The sequence below is a fragment of the Actinomadura roseirufa genome, from assembly GCF_900659635.1.
GTDB lineage: Bacteria > Actinomycetota > Actinomycetes > Streptosporangiales > Streptosporangiaceae > Spirillospora > Spirillospora roseirufa.
On sequence record NZ_CAACVB010000075.1, the window covers coordinates 25,170 to 32,556 of the forward strand.

5 protein-coding genes are annotated in these 7,387 nt (G+C 70.6%); 4 read left to right on the plus strand and 1 reads right to left on the minus strand.

Annotated features, from left to right (window positions below):
• Positions 1-57 precede the first annotated feature (57 nt).
• From E1291_RS17945 to E1291_RS17960, 4 genes are all read left to right on the plus strand, one after another.
• Entirely contained in the window at positions 58-1,935 is a 1,878-nt protein-coding gene (locus E1291_RS17945; RefSeq protein ID WP_165495171.1) for a terpene cyclase/mutase family protein, read from the plus strand.
• A complete protein-coding gene (locus tag E1291_RS17950) occupies positions 1,932-2,915 on the plus strand; it encodes a terpene synthase family protein (protein WP_131738968.1) in 984 nt (327 codons plus the stop codon). Before E1291_RS17945 ends, E1291_RS17950 begins: the two co-directional genes overlap by 4 nt.
• Before the next feature lie 142 nt (positions 2,916-3,057).
• The gene (locus E1291_RS17955) at positions 3,058-4,137 is read left to right on the plus strand and encodes a cytochrome P450 (RefSeq protein ID WP_242614213.1); all 1,080 of its coding nucleotides are present in this window, start codon (positions 3,058-3,060) and stop codon (positions 4,135-4,137) included.
• 839 nt (positions 4,138-4,976) lie between these two features.
• Entirely contained in the window at positions 4,977-6,512 is a 1,536-nt protein-coding gene (locus tag E1291_RS17960) for a DHA2 family efflux MFS transporter permease subunit (protein WP_242614214.1), read from the plus strand.
• A 337-nt stretch (positions 6,513-6,849) separates the two neighbouring features.
• On the opposite strand, the gene E1291_RS17965 is transcribed toward E1291_RS17960, so the two are convergent.
• Positions 6,850-7,080 (minus strand): DUF397 domain-containing protein, encoded by a 231-nt coding sequence (locus tag E1291_RS17965; protein WP_131738970.1) that lies wholly within the window; start codon positions 7,078-7,080, stop codon positions 6,850-6,852.
• Between the last annotated feature and the right edge of the window lie 307 nt (positions 7,081-7,387).

The following is a 7,387-nucleotide window of genomic DNA, read 5'->3' on the forward strand; positions in this document are numbered from 1 at the left end:
GGGGAGCAAGCCCGTGAATCCATGCGAGCAGCCCGGACGGCGGGAAGGGTCCCGTCCATGACGCGGCGCACCGAACTCGATAACGCGGTGTCACAGAGCGTCGAACGAGCAGCGCGGGCTCTGGTGGCGTTGCAGGGAGACGACGGGCGGTGGGACCTGGGACTCAGCAACAAGGTCAGCGTCGATGCCCACCAACTGCTCGTGCACACCTTCCTGGGATTGCCGCAGCCGCCGGAGAGCACGGCCGTGGCGGCTTGGATCCGGTCGCAGCAGACATCGGAGGGCGGCTGGCCGACCTTCACCGGCGGCCCCGACCAGGTCTCCACCAGCGTCATGGCCTACCTCGCCCTGCGCGTCGCGGGCGATCGGGCCGACGCCCCGCACCTGCGCGCCGCCGCGGCGCGGATCACGGAACTCGGCGGACCGGCCGCCTGCGGCATGACGACCCGCCTGTGGCTGGCCATGCTGGGCCTGCTTCCGTGGTCCGGGGTGCGGTCCCTGCCGCCCGAGGTGGCGCTGCTCCCCGCCCGCGGGCCCCTGTCGGTGAACGATGTCGCCGTCTGGGCGCGGCCGGCGCTCCTGTCGGTCGCGGTGATCACGACGCTGCGGCCCGTCCGCCGGCTCGGGCTCGGCGTCCCCGAACTCGGCCTTCCCCCGGGCAGCGACGCTTCCGCCCGCTCGTCCGGGCCGGGCGCCTATCACCAGCGAACACCGTCGTGGCCGCACCGGCGTTCCCTGGCCCGGATCCGCCGCTGGCTGCTCGCGCACCAAGATCCGGACGGCTGCTGGGGAGGGACTCATGCCGCCACCATGTTCGCCATCACGGCGCTGCGCTCGCTGGGAGAACCGGTCACCGGGCCGGTTCTGGGCCACGCACTGGACGGGCTGAGGACCTTCCTCCACCCCACCGAGGACGGGCACCTCAGCGTCCGGTTCTCCCACGCCGAGATCTGGGACAGCGCCCTGAGCGTGCTGGCGCTCCAGCAGTCGGGGTGCCCCTCCGCCCGGCCGGCCGTACGGCGGGGCCTGGACTGGCTGATCACCCGTCAGCATCACTGGCCGGGCGCGTGGTCCGCGCACCGGCCCGATCTCGTGCCGGGCGGCTGGCCCTTCCAGGACGGCAATCTGCACTGCCCCGACACCGATGACACGTCCATGGTGGTCCGGGCCCTGCTCGGCGAGGAGGACGGCGGAGCCCGCCACGACGCGGCCCGGCTCCGGGGGCTGACATGGCTGGCGGGCATGGCCGGCCGGGACGGCGGATGGGCGGCCTTCGACGCCGACGCCAGGGTGGCCAGGGTTCGCGCCGTCCTGCCGACCGATCCGGTGCCCTTCGTCGATCCCCCGACCGCCGATGTCACCGCCCACGCCGTGGAGGCGCTCGCCCAGGCGGGCGACGCTCATCGCCACGCGGTCCGCCGCGGGGTGCGCTGGCTGCTGGACGCGCAGGAGCCGGACGGTTCCTGGTACGGCAGATGGGGATGCAACTACGTCTACGGAACCAGCGCCGTCCTCGTGGCGCTCAAGGCGGCGGGGGGCGGACCCACCGCCGCGGCGATACGGAACGGCGCCGCGTGGCTGGCCGCGCACCGCAATCCCGACGGGGGCTGGGGCGAGGACCACCGTTCCTACCGCGATCCCGAGTGGCGGGGCCGAGGGCAGAGCACCGCGTCGCAGACGGCCTGGGCGCTCATGGGACTCATGGCCGCCGGGCATCGCGACGAGCTCGTGGAGGGGGGAGTCGAGTGGCTCCTGCGGCGCCAGGACGAGACCGGTCTCTGGCCTGAATCCCTGCACACCGGGACCGGCACCCCCTGGATCTCGCCCATCCGGTACGGCTCCTATCCCAAGGTCTTCCCGCTCATGGCCCTGGCCGCCTACCGCACCGGCGCCCCCTCGGCCGCGCCCGACTTCACTGAGATGAGGCCTTCGTGACCACGGTGCCCACTCCGGGACCGCCGTCCCCGCAGGAGGTTTCACGGCGGCTCCCCCGAACCGACATCCCCAGGGCCGATCCGGTGGGACGCCGGGCGGCGGAGGACCGGCTGCGCGACTGGGCCCGCCATTATCGGCTGACCCCGCACGGGGAAGAATGGTTCCAAATGGACGTGGGAGGGGACGCGTACGATTTGTACCCCGCGGCGGACGAGAAGATCAGGGATCTGAGCGCGCGGCTCAATTTCTGGCTCACCGCATTGGACGAGATCGCGGAGAATGCCGTCGACGACGTCTCGCTCGGCGCCCTCAACGACCAGGTGATCAGGGTCACCGCGGTCCTCGACGACACCGCTCGCGTCCCGTCCGGCAACGGTTTCGACGCGGCCCTGGCGGATCTGCTGCGTCACGCGGCGACGCTCCTTTCCCCCCACCAGCGGAGCGTTCTTCACGACGCGATGCGCGCGCTGCTGGCCCTGTGGCCGTGGGAGGGCGTTCACCGCGCGACCGGGACCTGGCCCACTCCGGACGGCTACCTCGTCGCCCGCCGGCACCTGTCGGCGGCGTGGCTGGTCCGGACGATGGCCGAGCCGCTGAACTCGATCGCCATCACGCCCCGGACCCCGGGATACGGCCGCCACCTGGACTTGAAGAGGGCCACGTGCACCGTCATGGCCCTGCAGAACGATCTGGCGTCCTATTCCAAGGAGTACCGCGACACCGGTGCCGTCCCGTTCAGCATGCCCGGGACGATCATGCACCACCGCGGGTGCGACATCGCGGAAGCGCTCGCCGCCACCCGGCGGCTCCTGGAGGCCGAGACCGCCGCGACCACCGACCTCATTCTGGCAATGCTGGAATCATCGGATCGTGAAATGCGCGACTACGCCCGCGACTCGGCGTACGTCATCAATTTCTCGAACCAGTGGTTCGGCAAGCAGGAACGCTATCGAACTTCAGCCGAAGATGGCCCGAATTGATGCTCCCAGGTCATGACATCAATGGCGGAAAGGCCCGGACATGCCGGACGAAGACCTGCCCCAGCTCCCGTTCGAGAGAGACGACCTCCTCCTCCCGCCCGCACTGACCCGTGAGCTGCGGGCCGGCGGAAGGGTTCACCGGGTGAGAACCGCGGTGGGGCACAGCGCGTGGCTGGTCACCGGGTACGAGGAGGTCCGGGCACTGCTGGACGACGACCGGCTCGGCCGCTCCCACCCCGACCCGGCCAACGCCTCCAGGTCGGGGAACTCCGTCCTGTTCGGAGGGCCCCGCGGCCAGATGGACCGGGAGCGCCGGGCGCACGCCAGGACGCGCTCCATGTTCCTGCCCTACTTCACCGCCAAGCGCATGCGGATGCTGCGCCCGAGGATCGACGAGCTCACCGACGGCCTGCTGGACGGCATCGAGGACCACGGGGCGCCCGCCGACATCCAGAAGATGCTCGCGACCCCGCTGCCCATCCTGGTCATCTGCGAGTTGCTCGGGGTGCCCTACGAGGATCAGGCGGACTTCCGCGCCTGGACGGAGGCGGCGACCAACACCCGAGACCGTGATCTCTCGGTCCGGGGATCGGCCAAGGCCTACGAGTACGTGCGGGGCCTGGTGGCGCGGAAGAGGCGCGAGCCGGGCGACGATGTGATCAGCAGGCTGTGCGGGCACCCGGACGCGAGCGACGAGGAGATCGTCAAACTGGGGATGAAACTCCTCGTCGCCGGACACGAGACGACCGTCTCGCAGATCGGCTGGGGAGTGCTGTTCCTGCTCTCCCACCCCCGGCAGTGGCAGATGCTCCTGGACGATCCAAGCCGGATAGACGACGCGGCGGAGGAGATTCTGCGGGCCCCCGTCACGCTGCCCAACGGCGTGGGCAGGTACGCGCAGGTGGACCTGGAGATCGACGACGCGCAGATCAAGGCGGGAGATCTCCTGCTCCTGGAGAACGGCGCGGGGAACCACGATCCGAACGTCTTCCCCGAACCGGATCGCTTCGACATCACTCGCAGGCCGAACCGGCATCTCACGTTCGGGCATGGCGCCCACTACTGCGTGGGGGCGCCACTGGCCCGGATGGAGCTGCAATCGGTGCTCGCACGGCTCATGCCCCGCTTCCCGGAACTGCGGCTGGCGGCACCGGTCACCGAGCTTCGCGTGCGGGACGACGGACTCACCTCCGGCCTGGTGGAGCTGCCCGTGTCGTGGTGACGCCCCCCGCCGGGAACGGCCCCGGAACGCCGATGCACGCGATCGTCGCCCGCACCCTGGCCGCCCCGACCGGCGGACCCCGCTGGAGACCCAGGCCCTGCTTCGCAAGATGGGCCGCGACCCCGCGATGACCACCGTCATCAGTGAGAGGATCACCACCGAGGTCGTGCACCCGGTCTCCGACCCCAGCCGCAACGCCCGCCGCGCGACACCTAACGGCGAGAACCTCCAGGACGAGGGCTTCCACGGAGCGATCAAGTCCGCCCGGCTGTTCAGGTCCACCGAACGGGTCATCAGCCTCACCTTCCGACACCGTGTGAGGCCACACCCACGACGACCTAACGGTCGTCGCGGTCAACTGAGGCGCCGTCCGGCCCGTCCCCGTTCGCCCGGCAGCACGGGTCCGTGACCCGCCCGCGTTCCTTCCGCACGCGGCCCGCCTCCCACTCCGGAGGCGGGCCGTCGAACGCCCGCCCACCGTGCCGCCCCCTGCGCGACTCGGCCGCCGAAACTTCTCCCGGGCCGGGCGATGATTTCCGGACGGGGCGCCGGTCTACCTCGATGACCAGGGCGGACGGCGGGGACGGAGGTGAGAGTCCGGTGTCGTGTGCGTCACATCCAGTTGACCTCAACTTAGGTCGAGGTCGAACCCTGGACGGCGGGGAGCAGGACCGACTCTCCCGGATTGTCGGACCCCACCGGAATACTCCGGAACCCGGCGAAGTTTAACCGTTCGCGAAAGTGTCAGTCTCTGCAGTATTTTGCTGCGGGACTCCCTCAACGATGTCCCCCGGCCCCCGTGTGCCCAGTTCGCACGGGCTTGATGATTGGAAAGTGAGTTGGCAGCTCCCGCGTCTCCGCAGACGGCGGACGACCTGAAGGAGGCCCCGGCCTCCGGAGGAGGTCTGGACCGCGGCGTGCTCGCGGTGGCCATGGTCGTCGTCCTCGGCGCGATCATGTCCATCCTGGACGTGACCGTCGTCAATGTCGCCATCAACGACCTGGCCCGGGAGTTCGAGACTCCCCTGTCGACGATCCAGTGGGTGGCCACCGGCTACACGCTGGCCCTGGCCACGGTGATCCCGATCACCGGCTGGGCGTCGGCCAGGTTCGGCACCAAGCGGCTGTACATGATCTCGATCGCGCTGTTCGTGCTCGGCTCCATGCTGGCGGGCCTCGCCTGGTCCGCCGAGACACTGATCGCCTTCCGGGTGCTGCAGGGACTCGGCGGCGGCATGATCATGCCGGCCGGCATGACGATCCTCACCCAGGCGGCGGGCCCGAAGCGGGTCGGCCAGGTGATGAGCGTCGTCGGCATCCCGATGCTGCTCGGCCCCATCCTCGGCCCGATCCTCGGCGGCTACCTCGTCGACGACGTGTCCTGGCGCTGGATCTTCTTCATCAACCTGCCGATCGGCCTGGTCGCGCTGCTGGCGGCCGGCCGGATCCTCAAGCGCGACACGCCGAAGCCGGCCGAGCGGCTGGACGCGATCGGGCTGATCCTGCTCTCGCCCGGCCTCGCCTCGCTGATCTACGGCCTGGCCAAGGGCGCCGAGCTGAAGGACTTCCTCAAGCCCGAGTCCGCGATCTACACCGCGGTCGGCGCGGTGCTGGTGGTCGGCTTCGTGTTCCGGGCCCTGAACGCCCGCAACCCGCTGATCGACCTGCGGCTGCTCAAGCGCCGCTCGGTGGTGGCCGCGTCCGGCACGATGGTCCTGTTCATGGCCTCGTTCATGGGCGCGATGCTGCTGCTGCCGCTGTACTACCAGACGGTCCGCGGGCAGAACGCGCTGCACGCGGGCCTGCTGCTGGCCCCGCAGGGTCTCGGCGCCATGATCACGATGCCGATCGGCGGCAAGCTGACCGACCGGATCGGCCCCGGCCGGGTCGTCCTGGTCGGCATGGTGGTGGTCGTGCTGTCGGTGGCGGGCTTCGCCTCGGTGATCCAGGCCGACACGTCCTACTGGCTGCTCGGCGGCATCCAGTTCGTCATGGGTCTCGGCATGGGCATGACGATGATGCCGACGATGGCGGCCGCCATCCAGACCCTCGACCACGACGAGGTGCCCCGGGCCAGCACGATGCTGAACATCATCCAGCAGGTGTCGTCCTCGGTCGGGACCGCGATGATCTCGGTGCTGCTGGCCAACCAGCTCGCCGACAACCTCGGCGGGGGCGGTGGCGGCGAGATCGGCTCCGCGCACAAGATCCCGAAGGAGGTGCTGGACAAGATCGCCGGTCCGATGGCGGACGCGTTCCAGCACACCTACTGGTACCCGGCGGGGCTGCTGCTGTTCGCCTTCCTGCCGGCGCTGCTGCTGCCGCGCAGGAGGCCGGAGAGCACCACGGCCGACGCGCCGATGCAGATGCACTAGCACGACCGCTCCGGCACCGCCCGAGCACGGCACCGCCGAGTACGGCCGCGCCCCGGCGCGGCCGTACTCGGCGGGCCGCTCCAGAACGGCCCTGGTGCGTTCCACGCCCCGGTTCGGGACTCCTCAGTCCCGCATCGGGGCGTTCGTCGTCCAGGGGCGCGGACAGGACGCGCCAGCGGCATCCTGCGGCCTCACCTCCGCGCGGCGGGGAGCACGGCCGCACGGCCGGTCGCGCACGTGTGGAGGCAGCGGCCGCGCCGGCCCGTGAACGGGGGCCGGCGGCGCCCGGACCGCCGGGCGGTCCAGGCGATCGAGGTCCTGTCCGGGCTACCGGCGTTCACACGAGCATGTGGTCGAAGTCACCGTCCTTGGCTCCGCCCACGAACGCCTCCACCTCCTCGCGCGTATAGACGAGGATCGCGCCCTCCGGGTCGCGCGAGTTGCGCACGGCGATCTCCCCGGTGGGCAGCTCCGCCATCTCGACGCAGTTACCGCTCGGGTTGCTCCGCCGGCTCTTCATCCAGACGAGCCCGTTACGCCAGACGTCCGACAACTGCTGGCCGTCCATCCATGCCCCCTCTAGGCGTTTCCGCCTCCCCATAGGGAGGCCGCGATCTCGCCCCACCCCACACCATGGTACGAGATGCACGTGCATTCGTTCTTGCATACGTTCATGCATACGGTCTTGCATCTGCACGACTTGGGGAGCAAGATAGCGAACGCTCACCGGTGACCCATCCGCTCGCCTCTCGAGGTTTGACAATGACCGTTGACCAGGCAGACGACGTCGCAGCCCTCGCCATGGGGGGCCGGCGGCCGCGGCACGCCGCGGCCGCCCACGCGCGCTGGCCGGACGCCCCGGCGCCCGCGCATCC

Coding starts and splice junctions, on each gene's coding strand:
- E1291_RS17945 (WP_165495171.1), top strand. CDS start 58: ATGACGCGGCGCACCGAACTCGATAACGCGGTGTCACAGAGCGTCGAA.
- E1291_RS17965 (WP_131738970.1), bottom strand. CDS start 7,080: ATGGACGGCCAGCAGTTGTCGGACGTCTGGCGTAACGGGCTCGTCTGG.